This window comes from Bradyrhizobium agreste (assembly GCF_016031625.1).
GTDB classification, from domain to species: Bacteria; Pseudomonadota; Alphaproteobacteria; order Rhizobiales; family Xanthobacteraceae; genus Bradyrhizobium; species Bradyrhizobium agreste.
This window is the reverse complement of sequence record NZ_JACCHP010000002.1, coordinates 306425-327438: the sequence shown is the minus strand read 5'-3', so window position 1 is coordinate 327438 and position 21014 is coordinate 306425. Positions and strand designations below refer to the sequence as shown.

Sequence of the window (21014 nt, the reverse complement as noted above, 5' to 3'; positions counted from 1 at the left end):
TGCGGGTTGCGTGAATGCAATGATGGGGACGGTCCATGGATTGGCAGGCCCTCATGGCCGACATCGACGGGATGTTCGGCTGGATACCGTCATGGTTCATCGGGCTCAGCCTGGTTGCCGGTGCGATCCTTCTTGCCCTGCTCGCCTACCGGATCGCCACATCGCTGCTCAACCGCGCTTTCGGAACGCGCCTTCCGCTGCTCAACGTGTTCATCGCGCGGACGGCTGGCCCGGCGCAAATGGCCGCCTGTCTTGCCGCCGTCGCCATGGTGCTGCCGCTGGCGCCGCTGGACGACACGATCCGCACCCCCCTGACGCGGCTGTTCGTCGTGGCCTTCATCGCGCTGATCGGCTGGATTTCGATGCGCGTTGTCGACATGAGCGCGGCGCGCTACTTGCAGAACTTTCGCGATGTCACCGAGAATTTCGTCGCGCGCAAGCATGTCACGCAGGTGCGCGTGTTCAAGCGCGTCACCGACACCATCATCGTCATCATCACGGTCTCCGCCGCGCTGATGACGTTCGATTCCGTGAGGCAATACGGCGTCAGCCTGTTCGCCTCCGCAGGTGCCGCCGGTATCATCGTCGGTCTTGCCGCGCGCCCGCTACTGAGCAATCTGATCGCCGGCCTGCAGATCGCGATCACCCAGCCGATCCGCATCGAAGATGCCGTGATCATCGAGAACGAATGGGGCTGGGTCGAGGACATCGCCTCGACCTATGTCGTGATCCGGTTGTGGGACTGGCGCCGCATGGTGGTGCCGCTGTCCTATTTCATCGAGAAGCCATTCCAGAACTGGACGCGCGACACTGCATCCCTGATCGGCGTCGTCGCGCTGCATGTCGACTATCGCGCCGATGTCCCGCGCATCAGGCGCTGGCTGGAGCAGGCGGTGAAGCACTCGAAGCTGTGGGACGGGGAGGTGGTGAATCTCCAAGTGATCGATGCCGATGCGCGCACCATCGAGCTTCGGGCGCTGGTCAGCGCCAGGAATGCACCGCAGTCGTGGGACCTGCGCTGCGAGATCAGGGAGAAGCTCATCGCCTTCATCCGCGACGAGATGCCGGACGCGTTGCCGCGCGACCGTGCCATCCTGATCCCGTCAGGAAACGAAGAGGGCGATTTCGTGCGGCCTCCCGCACCGCCGGAAAAGATGCGGGCGAGCGCCGCTAACTGAACGGCGCTGACCTTCTTGTCAGGCCAGGCGATCGCATACGGCCAATGGCGGCGGCCTGCGCGCACGCTTCGTCTTTCGAGACGGCGCTGACGCGCCTACGCCGTCCTGCCATCACCACGTTTTTGTTGACGAGACCTGATCTTTTGTACGATAGTACAAATCACATGATACGCAAGCCCACCAGCAAGGAAGCGGCCCGCAAGCCGAACATGCGCGAGGCGATCCTCGCCGCTGCGGAGGAGCTGTTCGCCACCAACGGCTTCAACGCCGTGTCGGTACGCGATATTGCGCTGGCCGCCGGGGCGAATCCAGGCAGCGTGACCTACCATTTCAAGACCAAGGACGGTTTGCTGCTGGAGATCTACCGGCGCCATTGCGGGCCGATGAATCTGCGCCGTTCCGAACTGCTCGCTGCCGCAAAGCGCGTGCGCGATCTCCAGGACCGGCTGGAGGCGATCGTTCGCGCCTATGTGGTGCCGGCTTTCACCTCGGGCAGCGATCTCGCCGGTGGGGGGGCGCGCTTCACGCGGCTGCGCGCGGTGATGTCGGCGGAAGGTAACGAGGTCGCGCGAAAGATCATCGCGCAGACCTTCGACGACACCAGCCACGCCTTCATCGACGCGGTCCACGAGAGCCTGCCGCACATTCCGCGCACGGACATCGTCTGGCGCAGCCATTTCCTGCTCGGCGCACTCTATTATTCGCTGGTGACGCCGGAGCGCGTGTCGCGCCTGTCGCGCGGCGAGGCTGACGGCAGCGATGCCGCGGCTGCCATCGAGCAATTGGTGCAGGCCATCGTCGCCGCCTTCCAGGCACCGGCGCTCGACCAGGCCGCGCCGGCGCGGCGGCGGCCGGTTGTCGGCAGCAAGGCGTGAAGCAAGCGGTCTCGCTTCGGCGGTTCACCTCATGACGATAATGTACACGCCGACCATTCCACCGCCCGATCCGAACACGCGCATGCCGAAGTTCAGGCTGCCGAAGCTGTCGTGCGACGCGCATTGCCACATCTTCGGACCCGGCGCGAAATACCCCTACGCGCCGGAGCGTTCCTACACGCCGCCGGATGCGCCGCTGGAGGATTTTCGCGCGCTGCATGCCAAGCTCGGCGTCGAGCGCGCCGTCATCGTCAATGCCAGCGTGCACGGCACCGACAACAGGGTGGCGCTCGATGCCATCGCTGAGAGCAATGGCGCCTACCGTGCGGTCGCGAACATCGACGATACCATCACCGAGCACGAACTGCGCGCGCTGCACGAGGGCGGTTTCCGCGGCTGCCGCTTCAATTTCGTCCGCCATCTCGGCGGCGTTCCCGACAAGCGCGTGTTCGAGCGCATCGTCGCGATGGTCGCGCCGCTCGGCTGGCATGTCGACCTGCATTTCGATGCGATCGATCTGCCCGAATATGCCGACATGCTGACAAGGCTGCCGCTCACTTACACCATCGACCATATGGGCCGGGTGAAGGCGGCGGACGGGCTCGACCAACTCCCGTTCAAGATCCTGATCGAGCTGATGCAGCGCGACGAGAAGTGCTGGGTGAAGATCTGCGGCTCGGAGCGGGTGTCATCGGCCGGTCCTCCGTTCACCGATGCGGTGCCATTCGCGCGAAAGATCGTCGAGACCGCGCCGGATCGCGTCATCTGGGGCACGGACTGGCCGCATCCCAACGTCAAGGTGATGCCGAATGACGGCGATCTCGTCGACTTGATCCCGCTGTTCGCGCCTGAGCCGCAGCTTCAGACGCAGATTCTGGTCGACAATCCCGCGCGCCTGTTCGAATTCGAGGCGTGACGATGTTTTCGGAACCGACACGCTGCGCGGACATGCGTTGCGGACGCCGGTGGATGCATACGAACGAAAAGGAGTAGCCCATGAAAACAGGCCTCGTCGTCACCGCCCATCCGGGCGATTTCGTTTGGCGCGCCGGCGGCGCCATCGCGCTGCATGCGAAGAAGGGCTATCGCATGAAGATCGTCTGCCTGTCCTTCGGCGAGCGCGGCGAGAGCCAGTTCGCCTGGAAGGAGCAGGGCGCGACGCTGGAAACGGTCAAGGCCGGCCGCAAGCACGAAGCGGAGCGCGCGGCCAGGCTGCTTGGCGCCGAGATCGAGTTCTTCGACTGCGGCGACTATCCGCTGAAGCTGACGGAAGCGCATTTCGACCGCATGGTCGACATCTACCGCGAGCTCAATCCGAGCTTCGTGCTGACGCATGCGCTGGAAGACCCCTACAATTTCGACCATCCGAACGCGGCGCATTTCGCCCAGGAGACCCGCGTGGTCGCGCAGGCCATGGGCCACAAGCCCGGCGCGCAGTACAAATATTCGGCGCCGCCGGTGTTCCTGTTCGAGCCGCATCAGCCCGAGCAGTGCAATTACAAGCCGGACACCATTCTCAAGATCGACGAGGTCTGGAAGGAGAAGTACGAGGCGTTCCAGATCCTCGCTGCGCAAAAGCATCTCTGGGGCTATTACGAGCGCGTCGCGCTCAACCGCGGTATCCAGGGCAGCCGCAACACCGGCGTTCCCATGACCTATGGCGAGGCCTATCAGCGCCTGTTTCCGACCGTGGCGGAGGAGCTCGCATGAAGCCGGTCGTCGTTCGTAACATCAAGCGTGCCGATCCCGCCGGGATGGCGGAGTACGGCGTCTCCACTGTGCACGAGGCTTACGGCCGCGTCGGCCTGATGAAGCCTTACTTGCGTCCGGTCTGGGCGGGTGCGTCGATCGCCGGCCCCGCGGTCACGGTGTTGGCGCAGCCCGGCGACAACTGGATGATCCATGTCGCCGTCGAGCAGTGCCGCAAGGGCGATATCCTCGTGGTCGGCTGCACCACTGACAATACCGACGGCATGTTCGGCGAATTGCTCGCGACCTCGCTTCAGGCGCGCGGCGTGCAAGGGCTGATCATCGATGCCGGCTGCCGCGACGTCAAAGCGCTGCACGAGATGAAATTTCCGGTGTGGTCGCGCGCGGTCTCTGCCAAGGGCACGGTCAAGGCCACGCTCGGCTCGGTCAACGTCCCCGTCGTCTGCGCCGGCGTCAATGTCGATCCCGGCGACATCGTCGTGGCCGATGACGACGGCGTCGTGGTGGTGCCGAAGCGCCATGCGGCCGAGGTCGCCGAGAAGGCGAAGAAGCGCACCGCGGACGAAGGCGGCAAGCGCACGCGGCTGGCTTCTGGCGAGCTCGGCCTCGACATGTACAACATGCGCGAGGCCCTAGCGAAAGCGGGCCTCGTCTATGTCGATACGCCCGAGGACCTCTGAAGGTGAGCGGACGGATGGATCGTCTCAAGCTTAAGGCCGTGCTCGGCAGCCACCCTCACGTCAAGGCGGTGAAGAGCGGCGAACTCCGCTCCGACCTCTTCGATCTCGACTTCGTCGAGTACACGCCGACCAACACGGCATTCAAGCCGATGGTGCGCGAGCAGGCCTTCGACGTCTGCGAGATGGCGATCGTCACCTACCTGATGGCGAAGGCGCACGGCAAGCCGCTGGTGCTGCTGCCGGCGACCATGCTCGGCCGCTTCCAGCATTCTTACGCTCTCTATAATCCCGCGCATGGGACGCTCGGGCCGAGGGATCTCGAAGGCAAGCGCGTCGGTATCCGCTCGTTCACGACGACGACAGGCGCCTGGATCAGGGGCATCCTCGCCAACGACTATCGCGTCGATCTCGACAAGATTCGCTGGGTCACGTTCGAGGATCCGCATGTCGCCGAATATGTCGACACCACGGAGCGCGCGCCGAAGGACAAGAGGATCCTGCAGATGCTGCGCGACGGTGAGCTCGATGCCGTCCTCGGCGAGACCTCCGATGATCCCAAGCTGAAGCCGCTGTTTCCCGATCCGGCCGCAGAAGCGGCCAAATGGTATGCGCGGCGCGGCATGGTCCCGGTCAACCATCTCGTGGTCGTGACCAAACAACTCGCGAAATCGCGCCCCGACGTGGTCGCGGGCGTTTATGATCTGTTGAAGCGGAGCAAGGCGCAGGCAGGGCCCGCGGCAACGCCCGACCTCGTTCCGTTCGGGATCGAGGCCAACAGGAAGCCGCTCGAGCTGATCGTCGACTACGCATTCCAGCAGGCGCTGATCCCACGCCGCTATGCGGTCGAGGAGCTCTTCGACGAAACGACACGAGGACTGAACTGATGGCAGGCGATCCCAGGCACTGGCAGATCGGGCTGGTCGGCTATGGCGAGGTCGGCCGGATTCTGGCCGAGGATTTGCGCCGGCAGGACATCAAGGTAGCCGCCTACGACATCAAGCTCGGAGGCGAGCAGGGCGTGGCGTTGAAGGAGCATGCGGCCAAATGCGGCGTCGCTCTTGCAACCTCCCACGCCGAACTGACCGCAAGATCCGATCTCATCATCTCGGCGGTCACCGCGAGCCAGGCTGTCCCCGTCGCAAAGGTCTGTGCCGCGGCGATCAACCAGGGCACCTGGTTCCTCGATTTCAACTCGGCCTCTCCCGGCGCCAAGCAGCGCGCGGCAGCGCTGATCGATGGCGCAGCCGGGCGTTATGTCGAGGGCGCGGTGATGACCTCGGTGCCGCCGTATCGCATCAAGGTGCCTTTGCTGCTCGGCGGGCCCGGGGCGAGAGAGCTCGAGCCGCTATTGAACGCAATCGGTTTCGCAGCCAAGGTCGCCAGTGACAAGCTCGGCGTGTCCTCGGCCGTCAAGATGTGCCGCAGCATCATGATCAAGGGCCTCGAGGCCATGGTCATCGAGAGCTTCACGGCCGCGCGCGCCTATGGCGTCGAGGATGCGGTGCTGGCTTCGCTTGGGGAAACGTTCCCCGGCATCGATTGGGAGCAGCAGGGGGCCTATTGCTTCCAGCGCGTGATCGAGCACGGCCGCCGCCGGGCCGAAGAGGTGCGCGAGGTCGCCGAGACCGTGCGCGAGACGGGGCTGACGCCGTGGTCGGCGCAAGGCACGGCCGAACGGCAGGCCTGGATGGCTGATCTCGCCGATGAAGGGCTGTTCGGGCTGAGGGGCAGCAGGGAGTTCGCCCGCAGTGCGGACTGGCGCACGGAGGCGGACCGGATTCTCGGCAGAATCAATCGGATGAAATAGAGCATGATCCGGAAAAGTGTGTAGCGGTTTTCCGAAAAGATCATGCTCAAACGATAACTAAAGCGCGATGACGATTCATCCTATCGCATCGCGCTTTAGTCAGCTCAGGACCGGGTCGCGGGCTTCGAAGCTTACGACCTGGTCGCGCGCGCGTTCGATCAGGTCGATCAGATTGCGGGATTTACGGACGAGCTGCTCGGTGGCCGGTTGGGTGCGGAACTCCGCCAGCACCGCGCGAACGCACTTGCTGGCGGCATCGAGCGTCCAGAGCGTACGGTTCACGTCGGCCTCAGTCTGGATCGCCGAGATATCGAGCCCCGAGAGAACGTGGCCAATGCCGTCCAGCCGCTTCGCCGCCGCATCGGTCGGCGTTCGGGCCTGGACGGAATCGTCGATGCTGCTGAATGCGCTGAACAGACTCATACTCCCCCACTGAACCGCAGATGGTCAGTGCACGTCCTAGTTATGGCAGGCGTGGTCTGCCTCGCAATGCGTTGGGCTACGGTCCGGGATTCTACCGAACTCCGGTGGGCGCGAAGCGGCGGTAAAATCGAACTGCTGTGGCTCCGCGGCCGACCAGGTTCTGCGCGCGATTCCCGGAATATCGGGCGCAGAACCGCTGTCACCTCTTGAACAGGGTCGGCCGCGCCCGCGCAAATGTCTGCCGGCCGCCCTTGAAGCCCATCAGGACGTCAGGCAACTCGGCGATGGCGAATCGGCTGTCCTTGGTATCGAGCACGATCAGATCGGCGGGATTGCCGACCTTGATGCCGTAGTCAGGGAGGTTCATCAGCCGGGCCGGCAGCTCGGTCACGAGATCCAGGCAGGTGTCGAAATCGCTGACCGAGGCGTGCGCGACATTGGCGTAGAAGTTTGCCATCCGCAGCAGCGAGGCATCGCCGAACGGCGTGAAGGGGTTGAGCACGTTGTTGGTCGCGACCGAGCAGACCACGCCGTCGCCGGCAAGCTTGTGGGCGAGGGTCAGCCCACGCGGCGCGTTGTGCGTGGCCTCGCGTCCCATCAGATAGAGATCGGTCGCGGGCAGGACGGTGACCGCAACGCCTGATCTTGCCAGTTGCGCGGTGGCCGCCTTCATCCGGTCTGGCGGCAATGCCGACAGTTTCGTGGCATGGCCGATCGCGACGCGTCCGCCGTAGTTGCGCTGCTCGGTCTGGCGGCAGACCTCGTCGAGATGCCACCAGGAGGGATCGAGATCGAAATCGAGATGGAGGTCGACGTCGACGTCGAATTCCTGGGCAAGATCGAAGATGCGCGCGAGATGGGCGTTCGGGTCGGCGTCCATGTAGGGACAGCCGCCGATGACCTCGCCCCCGTCGCGCAGCGCCTGGATCAGCAGCTCCTCGGCTCCGGGATCGTTGGTGAGGCCTTCCTGCGGGAAGACGCAGAGTTCGAGACCGATCGCCCAGGCGTAATCGCGCTTCAGCGCCTTGACCGCCTCGAAGCCGCGCAGGCCGATGCGGGGATCGATCTCGACATGGGTGCGCATGCGCGTCGTGCCGTTGACGATGGCGCGTTCGAGCACTCTGGCGCCGCGGGCGTAGACGTCCTCGATTGTGAAATCCTTCTTCATCGCGGCAACGGCGCGGATCGCCTGCGAGACGCTGCCGTGATCGTGGCCGCAGCGGCCGAGCAGGCAGGCCTTGTCGAGATGGATGTGGGTGTCGACGAAGCCGGGCAGGGCAAGGTGGCCGCCGAAATCGATCTCGGCGGCCTCGCAGGCCAGCTGTGGCGCGATCGCGGCGATACGGCTGTTGATAACGCCGATATCCACGGTGCTGCCGACACCGCGCAACAGGGCGTTACGGAAGATGAGGTCGAAGGAGGATGGTGTGGTCATGGCGGTTGGAACAAAAATCTAGAGCAAACGGCAAGCAACGGCCGCTCGAGATTTTCGGCAGTGTAGCCACGGATCTGTTGAAAATATGTGCATGGATTCCCGGACAAAGGCGATAGTATTCCGCAAATCGGGGAGAACCAAATGTCCACTGCCGCAAGAGCCGAAACCGCGCCGTTGTCCGATGTCGCGATCGTGGAGGCTTATCTCACGGCATCGATGATCCCCGATCCCGACGCCGCGGCGGCCTATGTGGCGCCGGGCACGGTGATCACCTTTACCGGCGGGCGTGAGTTCGGTCATCCGCGCGGCCCGACGGCGTTCAATGCCAAGCGTTACCGCTGGGTCAAGAAGAGGATGGATCGGTTCGACGTCTGCCCCTGCGACGGCGAGACCGTGGTTTACAGCTTCGGCACGCTCTACGGCGAATGGAAGGATGGCACTCCGTTCGAGGGCAATCGTTACGTCGACCGCTTCGTGGTGCGGGGCGGGCAGATCGTCAAGATGGACGTGTGGAACGACAGCGCCGAACGTATCCTGGTCCAGCACGGCATCGACGCGTGAGGGGATCCCAAGGCTGCGGCCCGGCCCCTTCGCCGTGCACAGGTTGCCTCATTCATATCGAAAACTGCGATACCTGATAAGCGCAAGCCCGTCTGGCGCATGGCGACGGCCCGCGTTATCAACTCTCGCGGTCGCGCCGGCATAAAGGCGCGAGCCCCTTAAGGAGTCCTTGATGCGCCTACTGACCATTCTCCTGGCCCTGACATGTCTTGCGGGCGCAGCTTCGGCCGAAGAGCTCACGGGCACGCTGCAGAAGGTGAAGGAGACCAAAAAGATCACGCTGGGCTATCAGGAAGCTTCCGTCCCATTCAGCTATCTCGACGGCAACCAGAAGCCGGTCGGCTTTGCCATGGACATCTGCCTCAGGATCGTCGATGCCGTGAAGAAGCAACTCGGCATGTCCGACATTTCGGTCGAGACCGTCGCGGTGACGTCCTCGAACCGGATTCCCCTGATGGTCAACGGCACGCTCGACCTGCATTGCTCGGCGACCACCAACAATGCCGACCGCCAGAAGCAGGTCGCCTTCACCAACACGCATTTCCTTAGCGCGACGCGGTTCGCGGCCCGGAAGGCGGCGAACATCAACACCATCGACGATCTCAAGGGCAAGGCGGTCACGGCGGTCGCGGGCTCGGTCAACCTGACGCAGCTCGCCAAGGTCAATACCGAGCGCAATCTCGGCATCAACATCATGCCGGCCAAGGACCAGGCCGAGGCCTTCCTGCTGCTGGAGACCGACCGCGCCCAGGCCTATGCGCTCGACGATGTCCAGCTGGCGGTGGCGATCGCGCGGTCGAAGGAGCCGCAAGCCTACATGATCAGCGAGGAAGCGTTCTCCAAGCCCGAGCCCTACGGCATCATGCTGCGGCGAGAGGATGCGCCGTTCAAGGCGCTCGCCGATCGCGCCACTGCGGAGTTTTATGCCAGCCCCGAGATCGAAGTGCTCTACAAGAAGTGGCTGCAATCGCCGACGCCGCCGAACGGCCTCAACTACAACGTCCCCATGTCGTCAGCCTTGCGCAACGCCTTCAAGAAGCCGAGCTCCAGCGCCGATCCCGATGTCTACGCGGTGAACTGAGGCGAAGCGGCCTGGGCGCTGACGGGCGTTAGGCCACCCTGTACTCCCTGAAGCGCTCGCGCAGCGCCGATTTCAGCACCTTGCCGGTGCCGGTCATCGGGAATTCGTCGAGGAATTCGACGGCGTCGGGCAGCCACCAGCTCGCGATCTTCGGACGCATGTGCTCGAGCAGGGCCTTGCCGTCGACCGTCGCGCCCTTCTTGCGGACGACGAGGAGCAGGGGGCGCTCCTGCCATTTCTCGTGGCTGATGGCAACGACGGCCGCTTGCAGCACGTCGGGGTGGGACAGGGCGATGTCTTCGAGCTGGATCGAGGAGATCCACTCGCCGCCGGACTTGATCACGTCCTTGGAGCGGTCGGTCAGCGTGACGTGGCCTTGTGGGTCGATCACGGCCATGTCGCCGGTGATCAGCCAGCCGTCGCGGTCGAGGCCTTCGTCCAGCTTCATGTAGCCGGAGGCGACCCAAGGCCCGCGGGCGCGCAAATGCCCGACCGTCTTGCCGTCGCGCGGCAGCTCAATTCCGGCATCGTCGACGATACGCAAATGCGTGCCGAAACAGGCGCGGCCGGAGACCTGGCGGCGGTCGAACTTCTCCTTCTCGCTGAGATGCTCCGAGCCCGGCCGCAGGCTGGGCATCGAGCAGCCCAGCGCCTCGGTCATACCCCAGGCCTGGATGTAGTCGACATTGTACTCGCGCTTGAGCTTCTCGACCATCGCGCGCGGCGGGGCCGAGCCCGACGACAGCGTCGCGCGCAAGGTCGAGAATCTGTTGCCTGTCCGCCCGAGCCAGTCGAGCAGGATCAGCCAGAAGCTCGGCACGCCCGCCGACAGCGTCACCTTCTCGCCTTCCAGCAATTCATAGAGCTTGTCCGGCTCGTAGTTGCGGCCGGGCAGCACCAGCTTGGAGCCGGTATAGGGCGCGGTGAACGGCATGTTCCAGCCATTGCCGTGGAAGAGAGGCGCCATCGGCATCATCACCTCGCGCACGCCCTCGACATGTCCCGGCAGGAAGTCGAAATTGCAGCAGGTCATGGTTTGCAGGATCGCGGCGCGGTGCGAATAGATCACGCCCTTGGGATTGCCAGTCGTGCCCGAAGTGTAGCAGATCGTGGAGGCGGACTTCTCGTCGAACTCCGGCCAGGCGAAGCCGGCATCGTTCTCGCGTCCCAGAAGCTCTTCGTAGCAATGCACGTTCGCGAGCTTCGTCTCCGGCATCCGCTCGCGCGAGGACATCACGACAAAGGCCTCGACCGTCTTCAGTTGCGGCGCGATCGCCTCCACGATCGGCAGCGTGGCGCGGTCGATGAAGAGCAGGCGGTCTTCGGCGTGGTTGATGATGTAGACGAGCTGCTCGGGAAACAGCCTGGGATTGACGGTGTGCAGCACGTAGCCCATGCCCGGCGCGGCGTAGAACATCTCGAAATGCCGGTGCGTATTCCAGGCCAGCGTCCCTACGCGGTCGCCTTGCTTCATGCCGAGCCGCTTCAGCGCCAGCGCCATGCGCTTGATGCGCGGATGCGCGTCGGCGTAGGTGTAGCGATGGATGTCGCCCTCGATCTCGCGTGCGACGATCTCGGCTTCGCCATGATAATCGGCCGCATATTGGATCAGGCCGCTGATCAAAAGCGGCATGTCCATCATCAATCCCTGCATGGTTTCCCTCCGGATTGCCATGTCGTTGCATGGCGTAGGCTCGTGATTTGCGTTTGAGGTTAGCGGAACGTCACGCAGCGTTCACGCAAAAAACAATCAGCGTGATTGCATGCCGCGCTTTTTCGGCGCTAACGTGCGGTAAGCTGCCGGCGAAGCAGCATGCGCGGGAGGAATCGAATGTCAGCGGAAAGACACAAGACCGATGCAAGCGGCGCTTCTACGGTCGATATTTCCGCCCTCCGTGCTCGCTATCGCGACGAGCGCGACCGCCGTCTGCGCGCCGAGGGCAAGGCGCAGTATGTCGAGGTCACGGGTGAGTTCGACCGTTATCTCGCCGACCCCTGGGCCGATCCCGGATTTGCGCGCGCAGCGATCAGCGAAGCGACCGACGTGCTCATCGTCGGCGGTGGCTTCGGCGGCCTCTTGTGTGGCGCGCGATTGCGCGAGGCCGGCATCGAGAATTTTCGTATCGTGGAAAAGGCCGCCGACTTCGGCGGCACCTGGTACTGGAATCGTTATCCCGGCGCCGCCTGCGATACCGAGAGCTATATCTATCTGCCGCTGCTGGAAGAGACCGGCTACATGCCGGTGCGCAAATATGCCCGGGCGCCGGAGATCTACGAGCACTCGCGCCGCATCGGCCGTCATTTCGGGCTGTACGAGCGCGCGCTGTTTCAGACCGTCGTCTCGCGGATGACATGGCAGGAGCATGAGGCGCGTTGGCTGGTCGAGACCGATCGGGGCGACCGGATCCGCGCACGCTTCGTCATTCTCGCCGGCGGGCCGCTCAGCCGTCCGAAGCTGCCGGGCATTCCCGGCATCGAGACGTTCAGAGGTCACAGCTTTCATACCAGTCGCTGGGATTACGGCTATACCGGCGGCAATGCGGACGGCGGTCTGACAGGTCTTGCCGACAAGCGCGTCGGCATCATCGGCACCGGCGCCACCGCCGTGCAATGCGTGCCGCATCTTGGCTGCTCGGCAAAAGAGCTCTATGTATTCCAGCGCACGCCGTCCGCGATCGGGGTTCGCGACGACCGTCCGACGGACCAGGCCTGGGCGCAGAGCCTCAAGCCAGGCTGGCAGCGCGAGCGCATGGACAATTTTACGGCCGTGATTTCAGGCGAGCCGTTCGAGCAGGACCTGGTGCAGGACGGCTGGACCGGGCTGCTCGGCGAGATCCTGCTGGCACCGCGCCGGCAAAAGCAGCCGGTGACCTCGCTGGAGGAGGCGCTGAAGGCGATCGAGCAGGCCGACTACCGCAAGATGGAGGAGATCCGCGCGCGCGTCGACACGGTGGTCGAGGACGAGGCGACCGCGGCGGCGCTCAAGCCCTGGTACAAGGCATTCTGCAAGCGGCCGTGCTTCCACGACGAATATCTCGACACGTTCAATCGTCCCAACGTGCATCTCGTCGATACCGGGGGGAAAGGCGTCGAACGCATCACCGAGAATGCCGTCGTCGTCGGCGGTAGGGCCTACGAGCTTGACTGCCTGATCTATGCCAGCGGCTTCGAGGTCGGCACCGATTACGCGCGCCGCATGGGCTTCGAGGTCTATGGCCGCGACGGCATGAGCCTGTCCGAGCGCTGGCAGGACGGCGTCAAGACGCTGCACGGCTTCTACAGCCGCGGCTTTCCGAACTGCTTCCTGATCGTCACCGTGCAGGCCGGCCAGAGCGCCAATTTTCCGCACATCATCGACGAGCAGTCGCAGCACATCGCCTATGTCATCAAGCAGGCGCGCGCACGCAAGGCACGCACCCTGGAGCCAACACTTGCCGCCGAGAACGCCTGGGTCGAGGAGGTCGTCAAGGCCGCGCTCGGCCGGCAGACCTATCTCGCCGAGTGCACGCCGGGCTACTACAACAACGAAGGCGTGTTCGATCCGATCGCGGCAAGAAACAGCCAATATTGGCGCGGACCGGTGGCATTCCTGCGGCTGCTCGGCAAATGGCGCAAGGATGGCAACCTGGAAGGCCTCGAATTGTCCTATGATCGGGCCATGGAGTCGGCGCGTTCTGCCGGGTAAGATTGATCCGCCGAGCGGTACAGGACGGAAGAGGTCAGGCATGGTCAGGGGCAGGGCTGTTGCGGGAGCGGTTCTTGGCGCAATGACGCTGCTCGGTTGCCTGGCATCCTCCGCCGAGGCCGCGCAATGCGGCAGCTCACCGGCCGGTTTCGAGGCCTGGAAGCGCGAGTTCAGCGCGGAAGCGCAAGCCAAGGGCATCGGCCCCACCGCGCTGTCGGCGCTGATGCAGACGAACTATGCCAGCGCCACGATCGCGGCCGACCGCGGCCAGCGCAGCTTTTCGCTGACGCTGGACCAGTTCCTGGCCAAGCGCGGCGCCACCACCATCGTCGCCAAGGGGCGGCAGCTCAAGCAGTCGCAGGCCGCCTTGTTCGCCTCGATCCAGCAGCGCTACGGCGTCCCGCCCGGGCCGCTGATCGCGATCTGGGGCATGGAGACCGGCTTCGGCAGCCAGCGCGGCAACCAGAACATGCTGTCGTCGATCGCGACCCTCGCCTATGACTGCCGCCGTCCCGAATTCTTCACCGACCAGCTCTATGCCGCCCTGAAGCTGATCGACCGGGGTACGCTATCGGGATCGACCCGCGGCTCCATGCATGGCGAGGTCGGCCAGACCCAGTTCATGCCCAAGAACATTCTGGCCTACGGCACCGGAAATCTCGAAGTTGCGGCCAATGCGCTGAACTCGACGGCAAATTTCCTCAAAGCCCATGGTTGGCGCGCGGGAGCCGGGTACCAGCCGGGCGAGCCGAATTTCGCCGCTATCGAGGCCTGGAATGCCGCCGGCGTCTATCAGAAGGCGATCGCGCTGATGGGCCGGCAGATCGACGAGGGCGGGGCTACCGCGGCCTCGCGCTGAGCTCTAGCTCAGCGACGTGTGATGTGAAGGCAAGAGAAAGTTGTTGCCTTCTGGAACCGACGGCATGAGGTTTGCTTTGATCAAGTTCAGGGCTGGGCATGAGGAGACTCAACATGGCTACCCAGATCGTGATGGACCAGACTGGCGATACACGCCACGAGTTTGATCCTGGCAACGCCGAAGCGCTGGCGCGAGCCGAACGGCGCTTTCGTGAGCTGACCGGAGCAGGCTTCACCGCCGCGCTTCGAACCGGACCCGGCGAAGTGACCCGGATCCGATCGTTCGATCCGACCGCGCAGGAAACGCTGTTCTATCCCCGCCTGGTCGGCGGCTGATCTGAGCTGCTCATGTTCGCGGCAGTTTGGCTCCGGGCGCCGGCGCGTGCGCGCCTGCATGCGCTGCGTGAACTCTATCGCCGCTTCTTCGGCGAGAACACGCCGGATGCCCGCGGCCGCCGGCTTCTGGCCGAGTGGTTGTCGCCGGCGCAGCGCGCGCAATTCGAGCAATACCGGTACTTCGACGTCGTCGGTTGCGACACCGGCAGGATCTACCGCATCCATTACGGCACGGCCGCCAACGTCCACGAGGTCGACGGTGACGGGCGTGCGACGATGGGGTGGTGCTTCGTCCCGTCAGGCTTCCTGGTGCCGGGCGACGTGATGCTGGCGCAGAAGATCGCGCTCGAGACGGACGAGAAGGGGGCGCTTGCGCTCGCCAACCGGTTTCCGCCGGCGACGCATTCCGAGCACTTCTACCGGCGACCTTTCTAGCGTCGGGAAGGAGGAACGGTCAGGAATGCGTGGTGCGGTAGGCGTCGAGCGCATGCGCCGCGAAGACGCCGATGCTGCAAAGTGCGAGCAGGGCTGAGATCAGCTCGATCATAGCTCGTCCTCCCGGAGCGGCTGGGCAACGAGGCTCTGGCAGCACGAATATTCGTAGATCAGGTCGAGGATGAACTGCATGGTGGCCGTCCCTGTATTTATTTTGACAACCACTTAACCGGCCATCTGTTTCAGGCGTGTTTCGTCGCATCGGGAAAGGGGTTTCGTGAGGAACCAAGCGCCGGTTTGTGCGCTGCGGGCCCGCTATATCCCGCGTGACTCAGGTGATTTCGAGCCGTCCCTTCGGGAGCGGCACATCATATTGCGAGGCAAAATCATGGTGCAGGTCGCCGCGGGCCGGCGAGGCGCTCGCGGCGTTGAAATTCTGCGAGAAGAATCGGAAACGATCAAAGCGATCCGAGCTTGTTGGACCCGCCGCGGGCGTTGCGCGGCGGGACGCTTTCACTCGGCAGGCCCGTGGACCGGCGCCGCGCTGGTGTCGCTGCCGTGATGGACCAGCGGCTTCATGCCGGTGACGGTCCGCAGCAGCACGTAGAACACCGGCGTCAGGAACAGGCCGAACACGGTGACGCCGATCATGCCGGAGAACACGGCAACGCCCATGGCTCGCCGCATCTCCGAGCCGGCACCGGTCGAGAGCACCAGCGGCAGCACGCCCATGATGAACGCCATCGACGTCATCAGGATCGGGCGCAGCCGCAGGCGACTGGCTTCGATCGCGGCCCGGATCGGCGTGCGCCCGGCGAATTCGAGCTCGCGCGCGAATTCGACGATCAGGATCGCGTTCTTGGCGGAGAGGCCGACCAGCACGATGAGGCCGATCTGGGTGAAGACGTTGTTGTCGCCCTTGGAGACCCAGACGCCGAACATCGCGGCGAGCAAGCCCATCGGCACGATCATGATGATCGACAGCGGCAGGGTCAGGCTCTCATAGAGCGCGGCCAGCACCAGGAACACCAGGAGGATCGCCAGCGGAAACACCCAGATGCCGGAATTGCCGGCGATGAACTCCTGATAGGTCAGGTCGGTCCATTCGAAGGCAAAGCCCGGCGGCAGCACTTCCGCCGCGATCCGCGTGGCCGCTTCCTGCGCCTGGCCCGATGAAAAGCCCGGCGCAGCCGCTGCGTTGATATCCGACGACAGGAAGCCGTTGTAGCGGATCGCGCGCTCCGGTCCCGCGCTCTGGCGGATCTTGAGCAGCGCCGATAACGGCACCATCTCGCCGGACGACGAGCGCACCTTCAATTGCCTGATGTCGTCGGCGCGGGCGCGGAACGGCGCGTCGGCCTGGACGCGGACGGAATAGGTGCGGCCGAACTTGTTGAAGTCGTTGACGTAGTAGGAGCCGAGGTAGATCTGCAGCGTGTTGAACACCTCCGTCACGGGCACGCCCAGCTGCAGCGCCTTGGTGCGGTCGATGTCGGCAAAGAGCTGGGGCACGTTGACCTGGAAGCTTGAGAACACGCCGGCGATCTCCGGTGCCTTCTGCATCGCCGCCATGAAGGCGTTGGTCGCCTCGTTCAGGGCGTCATAGCCGAGACCGGCGCGGTCCTCGATTTGCAGCTTGAAGCCGCCAATGGTGCCGAGGCCGTTGACAGGCGGCGGCGGGAACATGGCGATGAAGGCTTCCTGGATGCCGGCGTACTTCTTGTTCAGCTCGGCCGCGATCGCGGGGCCGCTGAGCGAGGGATCCTTGCGTTCGTCGAACGGCTTCAGCGTCGAGAACACGATGCCGGCATTGGACGAGTTGGTGAAGCCGGAGATCGACAGGCCCGGGAAGGCGACCGAGCTCTCGACACCGGGCTGGGTCAGCGCGATGTCGCTCATCTTGCGGATCACCTCCTCGGTGCGGTCGAGCGTGGCGCCATCGGGCAGGCGGGCGAAGCCGACGAGGTACTGCTTGTCCTGGCCCGGCACGAAGCCGCTCGGCACCTGCTGGAACAGAAACGCCGTCAGCCCGACCAGCACCACATAGAGGCCCATCACCGCGGCCTTGCCCGAGATCACCTTGCCGACGGTGCCGCTGTAATTGTCCGAGGAGCGCGTGAAGCCCTTGTTGAAGCCGCGGAAGAACCAGCCGAGGCTCTTCTCCATGATCCGCGTCAGCCGGTCCTTCGGCTCGTTGTGGCCCTTGAGCAGCAGCGCCGACAATGCCGGTGACAGCGTCAGCGAGTTGACGGCGGAGATCACCGTCGAAATCGCAATCGTCAGCGCGAACTGCTTGTAGAACTGCCCGGTGAGGCCGGAGATGAACGCGAGCGGCACGAACACCGCGATCAGCACCAGCGCGATCGCGATGATCGGACCCGAGACCTCGCGCATCGCCTGATAGGTGGCATCGCGCGGCGACAGCCCGGCCTCGATGTTGCGCTCGACGTTCTCGACCACGACGATGGCGTCGTCGACGACGATGCCGATGGCGAGCACGAGCCCGAACAGGCTGAGCGCGTTGATGGAGAAGCCGAACACGTGCATCACCGCGAACGTGCCGACGATCGACACCGGCACGGCCAGCAGGGGGATAATCGAGGCCCGCCAGGTCTGCAGGAACAGGATCACCACCAGCACCACCAGCGCGATCGCCTCCAGGAGCGTGTGGATCACAGCCTCGATCGAGGAGCGCACGAATTGGGTCGGGTCGTAGACGATCTGGTAGGACACGCCCTCCGGCATGTTCTTCTTGATCTCCGCCATGGTGGCGCGGACATTGTCGGAAATCTGCAGCGCGTTGGAGCCGGGCGCCTGGAAGATCGGAATCGCCACCGCCTGCTTGTTGTCCAGCAGCGAGCGCAGTCCGTATTCGGATGCGCCAAGCTCGATGCGAGCGACGTCGCGCAGACGAACGACTTCGCCGCGCGTGCCGGTCTTGACCACGATGTCGCCGAACTGCTCCTCGTTGGCGAGCCGGCCTTCCGCATTGACCGAGAGCTGGAGATCGATGCCTTTGACGTTCGGCGACGAGCCGACCACGCCGGCGGCGGCCTCGACGTTCTGCGCCTGGATCGCGCGCACGATGTCGCTGGCGGTCAGGCCGTGCTCGGCCGCCTTTTGCGGATCGACCCAGACCCGCATCGAATAGTCGCCGGCGCCATAGAGCTGGACGTCGCCGACGCCGTCGATCCGCGCCAGCCGGTCCTTGACGTTGAGCACGGCGTAGTTGCGCAAGTAGGTCATGTCGTAGCGGCCGTTCGGCGACAACAGATGCACGACCATGGTGAGGTCCGGCGACGACTTCTTGGTGATGATGCCGAGCTGGCGCACCACGTTGGGCAGGCGCGGCTCGGCCTGCTGCACCCGGTTCTGCACCAGCTGCGTCGCCTTGTCGGGGTCGGTGCCGAGGCGGAACGTCACCGTCAGCGTCATCGCGCCGTCGGTGGTCGCCTGGCTCGACATGTAGAGCATGTTCTCGACGCCGTTGATCTGCTCCTCGATCGGCGTTGCCACCGTCTCTGCGATCACCTTGGGATTGGCGCCGGGATAGGTTGCGCGCACCACGACGGAGGGCGGCACGACGTCCGGATATTCCGAGATCGGCATCGCGAACAGCGAGATCAGGCCGGCCAGGAAAATCAGGACCGACAGCACGCCGGCGAAAATCGGACGATCAATGAAGAACTTTGAGAGATTCATGGCCTTGCCCCTGGGCAATATCCTGCGCGTCGCCGACGGCTCTCCGTCATTCCGGAGCGTGGGCGAAGCCCACGAACCCGGAATCTCGAGGTGAGTTGGTCGGAGTCTCAAAACTGCGGGATTCCGGGTTCGCGCTACGCGCGCCCCGGAATGCGGAAGGTGTTAGCGTTGCACCACGTCCTGGTTGCTATGGTTCGACGCCTGCTGCGGCCCCCGTGCGCCCATTTGTGCGATCTCCGTCTTGAGGAGGGCGCCGGGACGCACGCGTTGCAGACCGTTGACGACGATGCGGTCGCCGGACTTCAGGCCCGAGGTAATGATGCGAAGCCCATCGACGGCGCCACCGAGAGTGACCGGCCGGTAGACGGCGCGGCTGTCGTCGCCGACTGCCATCACGAACTTCTTGTCCTGGTCGGTGCCGATCGCGCGCTCGTCGATCATCACCAGCGCCTGTTGCTTGGGCTGGCCCATGCGCACGCGCGCGAACTGGCCGGGGATGAGGCGCCCGTCGTCGTTGCGGAATACGGCGCGGACGCGGATGGTGCCGCTCTGGCCGTTGACCTGGTTGTCGATGAGCTGGATGTGGCCCTTCGCGGACAGGCCGCCCGAGGTCGTCATCTCGACCGGGATCTGGTCGAGCTTGCCGCGGCTGCCGGAGGCATCCGCGATCGAGTTCAGCGCGCGCAACACCACCTCTTCGTCCGCATCGAACGAGGCGTAGATCGGATTGACGGAGACCAGGGAGGTCAGCACCGGCGAGGCGGTGCCGGCGGCGACGAGATTGCCGACGGTCACCTCGATCTTGCCGACGCGGCCATCCACGGGGGCGCGCACTTCGGTGTAGTCGAGATTGAGCTTCGCGGTCTGCAGTGTCGCCTCGGCCGCCTTGACGTTGGCGATCGCTTCGCGATTGGCGTTGTCGCGCTGGTCGTAGTCGCGCCGGGTGACCACGGCGTTGCCGACGAGCTGCGCGCCGCGCTCGAGCTCGCTCTGGGTGAAGACGACGCGCGCTTTCGCCGCCTCGAGCTGGGCGGCAGCCTTGTCGACCTCGGCCGCATAGGGGGCAGGATCAATCTTGAACAGCACGTCGCCCGCCTTCACCAGCGCGCCCTCGGTGAAGTTCGCCGACAGGATCGCACCCGCAACGCGCGGGCGGAGCTCGACTCGGTTGATCGCCTCGAGCCGGCCGGAGAAATCATCCCAGAGCACGGTCTGCCGCGGCTCGATCATCGCGACCGTGACGGAAACGGCTTGTTCAACCGCGGCCGCCGGTGCGGTCGCTTGCGCCGCATGAAAGTAGCGGCCGGTCGCGATCGAGCCGGCCGCGGCGAGGGCGCCCACGATGGCGACGCCGCCCAGGCGGCGGAAACGGCCGGTGCGGGAGGTATTTTGGGAGGGGTGCATTTGCGCGCTCCAGATATGTAGTGTTCACTACAGATGTGGAGCTGGATACCGCAGTGCAAGATACTTATGTACCAATCACTAAGAAAATTGTACGCCGATACCGTAACGATTGGAAGACACAAGAAAAGAAAGCTAGAACAGATAGATAGGATCCGGCGTTAGGCTGGGGCAGAACGCCGAATCCGAGGAGACAGGCACATGGGCATGGGACGCCCCCGCGAATTCGACGCCGAAATGGCGTTGGACCAGGCGATGGAAGTGTTTTGGCGCCATGGTTATGAGGGCGCGACGATTGCCCAGCTCACCGAGGCCATGGGCATCAATCCGCCCAGTCTCTACGCCTGCTTCGGCAACAAGGAAGGCCTGCTGAAGGCCGCGCTCGACCGCTACACCAAGCTGCGCAACATCTGGATGGATGAGGTGGTCGCAGCGCCCACCGCCCGAGCCGTTGCCGAGCGCATGTTGATGGGCATTGCCGACAAGCAGACCGATCCCGCCAATCCGCCCGGCTGCCTGCTGGTGCAGGGCGGCATCGCCTGCGGCACCGGCTCGGAAAACGTCCCCTTCGAGCTCGCCGCGCGCCGCGCCCAGAACGAGGACCAGCTCCGCGACCGTTTCGTCCGCGCCAAGGCCGAGGGTGATCTCAAGGAGAGCGCCGATCCGGCCGCGCTCGCGCGCTATGTCTCGGCGGTGTCCGTCGGCATGGGGGTGATGGCGTCGTCAGGCGCCGATCGCGAAGCGCTGCGGCAGGTCGCGAAGGTTGCCGTGCAGGCCGTCGAGGCGCAATCATCTGACAGACCGCAATAGCATCGCCGGCCCGCATCTTGCGCGCCGCCGCGGCCAC

General features: G+C 64.5%; 19 protein-coding genes. 14 read left to right on the top strand and 5 right to left on the bottom strand.

The features are described 5' to 3' along the window. The first annotated feature begins 35 nt into the window (after nucleotides 1–35). The 7 genes from HZZ13_RS04250 to HZZ13_RS04220 all read left to right on the top strand — a co-directional run bounded on the left by HZZ13_RS04250 (nucleotide 36) and on the right by HZZ13_RS04220 (nucleotide 6250). Nucleotides 36–1178, top strand: coding sequence for a mechanosensitive ion channel family protein (locus HZZ13_RS04250; RefSeq protein WP_197958394.1), 1143 nt, complete (start codon nucleotides 36–38; stop codon nucleotides 1176–1178). A 164-nt stretch (nucleotides 1179–1342) separates the two neighbouring features. Beyond that, nucleotides 1343–2053: a TetR/AcrR family transcriptional regulator gene (locus HZZ13_RS04245; RefSeq protein ID WP_197958393.1), complete on the top strand. Its 711-nt coding sequence runs from the start codon at nucleotides 1343–1345 to the stop codon at nucleotides 2051–2053. A gap of 31 nt (nucleotides 2054–2084) precedes the next feature. Further along, a complete protein-coding gene (locus HZZ13_RS04240) occupies nucleotides 2085–2969 on the top strand; it encodes an amidohydrolase family protein (protein ID WP_197958392.1) in 885 nt (294 codons plus the stop codon). A gap of 80 nt (nucleotides 2970–3049) precedes the next feature. Continuing rightward, nucleotides 3050–3763: a PIG-L deacetylase family protein gene (locus tag HZZ13_RS04235; protein ID WP_197958391.1), complete on the top strand. Its 714-nt coding sequence runs from the start codon at nucleotides 3050–3052 to the stop codon at nucleotides 3761–3763. Next, complete coding sequence (locus HZZ13_RS04230) at nucleotides 3760–4443, top strand: 4-carboxy-4-hydroxy-2-oxoadipate aldolase/oxaloacetate decarboxylase (RefSeq protein ID WP_197958390.1); 684 nt, start codon at nucleotides 3760–3762, stop codon at nucleotides 4441–4443. The genes HZZ13_RS04235 and HZZ13_RS04230 overlap by 4 nt, the downstream gene beginning before the upstream one ends. Nucleotides 4444–4457: 14 nt before the next feature. Next, entirely contained in the window at nucleotides 4458–5327 is an 870-nt protein-coding gene (locus HZZ13_RS04225) for a substrate-binding domain-containing protein (protein ID WP_197958389.1), read from the top strand. Next, complete coding sequence (locus HZZ13_RS04220) at nucleotides 5327–6250, top strand: DUF1932 domain-containing protein (RefSeq protein ID WP_197958388.1); 924 nt, start codon at nucleotides 5327–5329, stop codon at nucleotides 6248–6250. The genes HZZ13_RS04225 and HZZ13_RS04220 overlap by 1 nt, the downstream gene beginning before the upstream one ends. Before the next feature lie 99 nt (nucleotides 6251–6349). Here the strand turns inward: HZZ13_RS04220 and HZZ13_RS04215 are convergent, their stop codons facing one another. Both HZZ13_RS04215 and HZZ13_RS04210 read right to left on the bottom strand, forming a co-directional pair. Continuing rightward, nucleotides 6350–6673 (bottom strand): hypothetical protein, encoded by a 324-nt coding sequence (locus HZZ13_RS04215; RefSeq protein ID WP_311972595.1) that lies wholly within the window; start codon nucleotides 6671–6673, stop codon nucleotides 6350–6352. Between the two features lie 199 nt (nucleotides 6674–6872). Further along, nucleotides 6873–8108, bottom strand: coding sequence for an amidohydrolase family protein (locus HZZ13_RS04210; protein ID WP_197958387.1), 1236 nt, complete (start codon nucleotides 8106–8108; stop codon nucleotides 6873–6875). A gap of 141 nt (nucleotides 8109–8249) precedes the next feature. Between HZZ13_RS04210 and HZZ13_RS04205 the strand changes: the two genes are divergently transcribed. Both HZZ13_RS04205 and HZZ13_RS04200 read left to right on the top strand, forming a co-directional pair. Continuing rightward, the gene (locus tag HZZ13_RS04205; protein ID WP_197958386.1) at nucleotides 8250–8669 is read left to right on the top strand and encodes a nuclear transport factor 2 family protein; all 420 of its coding nucleotides are present in this window, start codon (nucleotides 8250–8252) and stop codon (nucleotides 8667–8669) included. A 172-nt stretch (nucleotides 8670–8841) separates the two neighbouring features. Beyond that, nucleotides 8842–9750, top strand: coding sequence for an amino acid ABC transporter substrate-binding protein (locus tag HZZ13_RS04200; RefSeq protein ID WP_197958385.1), 909 nt, complete (start codon nucleotides 8842–8844; stop codon nucleotides 9748–9750). A gap of 28 nt (nucleotides 9751–9778) precedes the next feature. On the opposite strand, the gene HZZ13_RS04195 is transcribed toward HZZ13_RS04200, so the two are convergent. Next, nucleotides 9779–11404 (bottom strand): long-chain fatty acid--CoA ligase, encoded by a 1626-nt coding sequence (locus tag HZZ13_RS04195; RefSeq protein WP_197958384.1) that lies wholly within the window; start codon nucleotides 11402–11404, stop codon nucleotides 9779–9781. A 177-nt stretch (nucleotides 11405–11581) separates the two neighbouring features. Between HZZ13_RS04195 and HZZ13_RS04190 the strand changes: the two genes are divergently transcribed. The 4 genes from HZZ13_RS04190 (at nucleotide 11582) to HZZ13_RS04175 (ending at nucleotide 15064) form a co-directional block, all read left to right on the top strand. Continuing rightward, entirely contained in the window at nucleotides 11582–13435 is a 1854-nt protein-coding gene (locus HZZ13_RS04190) for a flavin-containing monooxygenase (protein WP_197958383.1), read from the top strand. A gap of 40 nt (nucleotides 13436–13475) precedes the next feature. Then, the gene (locus HZZ13_RS04185; RefSeq protein ID WP_197958382.1) at nucleotides 13476–14294 is read left to right on the top strand and encodes a lytic murein transglycosylase; all 819 of its coding nucleotides are present in this window, start codon (nucleotides 13476–13478) and stop codon (nucleotides 14292–14294) included. Nucleotides 14295–14407: 113 nt separating this feature from the next. Further along, a complete protein-coding gene (locus HZZ13_RS04180) occupies nucleotides 14408–14629 on the top strand; it encodes a hypothetical protein (RefSeq protein WP_007592399.1) in 222 nt (73 codons plus the stop codon). Between the two features lie 12 nt (nucleotides 14630–14641). Further along, entirely contained in the window at nucleotides 14642–15064 is a 423-nt protein-coding gene (locus HZZ13_RS04175) for a hypothetical protein (protein WP_197958381.1), read from the top strand. 513 nt (nucleotides 15065–15577) lie between these two features. Here the strand turns inward: HZZ13_RS04175 and HZZ13_RS04170 are convergent. Together HZZ13_RS04170 and HZZ13_RS04165 are read right to left on the bottom strand one after the other, a co-directional pair. After that, entirely contained in the window at nucleotides 15578–18766 is a 3189-nt protein-coding gene (locus tag HZZ13_RS04170) for an efflux RND transporter permease subunit (RefSeq protein ID WP_197958380.1), read from the bottom strand. Nucleotides 18767–18928: 162 nt separating this feature from the next. Continuing rightward, nucleotides 18929–20170, bottom strand: a complete 1242-nt coding sequence (locus tag HZZ13_RS04165; RefSeq protein ID WP_197958379.1) for an efflux RND transporter periplasmic adaptor subunit — start codon at nucleotides 20168–20170, stop codon at nucleotides 18929–18931. Nucleotides 20171–20368: 198 nt separating this feature from the next. Between HZZ13_RS04165 and HZZ13_RS04160 the strand changes: the two genes are divergently transcribed. Beyond that, the gene (locus HZZ13_RS04160; RefSeq protein ID WP_197958378.1) at nucleotides 20369–20977 is read left to right on the top strand and encodes a TetR/AcrR family transcriptional regulator; all 609 of its coding nucleotides are present in this window, start codon (nucleotides 20369–20371) and stop codon (nucleotides 20975–20977) included. Nucleotides 20978–21014 lie beyond the last annotated feature (37 nt).

Coding starts and splice junctions, on each gene's coding strand:
- HZZ13_RS04250 (WP_197958394.1), top strand. CDS start 36: ATGGATTGGCAGGCCCTCATGGCCGACATCGACGGGATGTTCGGCTGG.
- HZZ13_RS04245 (WP_197958393.1), top strand. CDS start 1,343: ATGATACGCAAGCCCACCAGCAAGGAAGCGGCCCGCAAGCCGAACATG.
- HZZ13_RS04240 (WP_197958392.1), top strand. CDS start 2,085: ATGACGATAATGTACACGCCGACCATTCCACCGCCCGATCCGAACACG.
- HZZ13_RS04235 (WP_197958391.1), top strand. CDS start 3,050: ATGAAAACAGGCCTCGTCGTCACCGCCCATCCGGGCGATTTCGTTTGG.
- HZZ13_RS04230 (WP_197958390.1), top strand. CDS start 3,760: ATGAAGCCGGTCGTCGTTCGTAACATCAAGCGTGCCGATCCCGCCGGG.
- HZZ13_RS04225 (WP_197958389.1), top strand. CDS start 4,458: ATGGATCGTCTCAAGCTTAAGGCCGTGCTCGGCAGCCACCCTCACGTC.
- HZZ13_RS04220 (WP_197958388.1), top strand. CDS start 5,327: ATGGCAGGCGATCCCAGGCACTGGCAGATCGGGCTGGTCGGCTATGGC.
- HZZ13_RS04215 (WP_311972595.1), bottom strand. CDS start 6,673: ATGAGTCTGTTCAGCGCATTCAGCAGCATCGACGATTCCGTCCAGGCC.
- HZZ13_RS04210 (WP_197958387.1), bottom strand. CDS start 8,108: ATGACCACACCATCCTCCTTCGACCTCATCTTCCGTAACGCCCTGTTG.
- HZZ13_RS04205 (WP_197958386.1), top strand. CDS start 8,250: ATGTCCACTGCCGCAAGAGCCGAAACCGCGCCGTTGTCCGATGTCGCG.
- HZZ13_RS04200 (WP_197958385.1), top strand. CDS start 8,842: ATGCGCCTACTGACCATTCTCCTGGCCCTGACATGTCTTGCGGGCGCA.
- HZZ13_RS04195 (WP_197958384.1), bottom strand. CDS start 11,404: ATGCAGGGATTGATGATGGACATGCCGCTTTTGATCAGCGGCCTGATC.
- HZZ13_RS04190 (WP_197958383.1), top strand. CDS start 11,582: ATGTCAGCGGAAAGACACAAGACCGATGCAAGCGGCGCTTCTACGGTC.
- HZZ13_RS04185 (WP_197958382.1), top strand. CDS start 13,476: ATGGTCAGGGGCAGGGCTGTTGCGGGAGCGGTTCTTGGCGCAATGACG.
- HZZ13_RS04180 (WP_007592399.1), top strand. CDS start 14,408: ATGGCTACCCAGATCGTGATGGACCAGACTGGCGATACACGCCACGAG.
- HZZ13_RS04175 (WP_197958381.1), top strand. CDS start 14,642: ATGTTCGCGGCAGTTTGGCTCCGGGCGCCGGCGCGTGCGCGCCTGCAT.
- HZZ13_RS04170 (WP_197958380.1), bottom strand. CDS start 18,766: ATGAATCTCTCAAAGTTCTTCATTGATCGTCCGATTTTCGCCGGCGTG.
- HZZ13_RS04165 (WP_197958379.1), bottom strand. CDS start 20,170: ATGCACCCCTCCCAAAATACCTCCCGCACCGGCCGTTTCCGCCGCCTG.
- HZZ13_RS04160 (WP_197958378.1), top strand. CDS start 20,369: ATGGGCATGGGACGCCCCCGCGAATTCGACGCCGAAATGGCGTTGGAC.